This is a genomic window from Alcanivorax sp. HI0044 (genome assembly GCF_001634945.1).
In genome coordinates this window covers 1-1,155 of the sequence record NZ_LWEZ01000489.1, presented here as the reverse complement: position 1 = coordinate 1,155, position 1,155 = coordinate 1, and the positions used below count along the sequence as shown (strand labels likewise).

The 1,155-nt window shown below is 50.8% G+C and carries 1 protein-coding gene; it reads left to right on the top strand.

Annotation, left to right across the window (positions count from 1 at the left end):
* On the top strand, positions 1–628 hold a 628-nt coding region (locus A3730_RS05880), incomplete at its 5' end, for an efflux RND transporter permease subunit (protein WP_197477321.1).
* Positions 629–1,155: the final 527 nt, after the last annotated feature.

The following is a 1,155-nucleotide window of genomic DNA, read 5'->3' as shown; positions in this document are numbered from 1 at the left end:
ACGCGCGCTCAAAGTTCAGGCCGAACCGATTGGCGACCTGACTGCCGACCAAGCATTGCGACAATTACATAACGCGGTGGAAACTCTACCGCTGCCAAAAGGTTATGCTCTGGAATGGGGCGGCGAATATGAGAAAGCCAGCGAAGCGCAAGCGTCCCTGGCGAAACAGGTACCGCTGGGGATCCTTGTGATGCTGGTAATTTCAGTATTATTGTTCGGAAAGGTCCGTCAGCCGCTGATAATCTGGCTGATCGTACCAATGTCGATCTGTGGCGTGAGCATCGGCCTGTTACTAACTGGTCAGCCATTCACTTTCATGGCAATGCTCGGCTTCCTCAGCCTTTCCGGAATGCTGATGAAAAATGCCATCGTGTTAATTGACGAAGTCGACGCACAGGTCAAGGACGGTAAGCTAATGAGAGATGCACTAGTCGATGGCAGCGTCAGCCGCCTGCGCCCCGTGATCCTCGCGGCCTTCACCACCATTCTCGGCATGATACCTCTGATGTGGGACGCCTTCTTTTCGAGCATGGCGATTACTATCATGGGGGGGCTTGCCTTCGCCACTCTGCTTACCATGGTGGCAATACCTGTGCTTTATTCACTTTTCTTCCGCGTGCGGTTCTAGGCGGGCTCTTGAAAACTCCGCACACTAACATAGCTTAGCATGAGCCCTCGCACTCTTCTTGGATTATATGATCCAGCCGATAGTGCATGCATCTATCCAAACAACATTTATCACAACTTCTCTTGCGACATAGAGCGCACTTCCATTTGGGCGAACATTACCCCCAACTGAATAGCGAATTTTGCTATTCATATTCTCGTCTTTCACGATCGCAATTCAACACATGTGATTTACAAAAGTCTACGGACTACAGGCAGCAAAAAGAGACATAAAACTCTGACAACCTATCAAAGCGCCTCTATCTCCTTGGCTTTCACATAAACAGCTCTAATCTAATTATTTTCAAACACATATCACCTCCATGAAGCCGGGAAGGAATGTCCTTCCTGACCCCATCTCATGGAGGTTTCATGATCATTCAATGTCCGTCCTGCCGCTCCATCCGCATCGTCGCCCTGCAAAATGGCCGCAAGGTTGGCGGGACTGTTGGCACGGCTGCCGGCGCTGCCAGTGGGTTTGCCATGGCG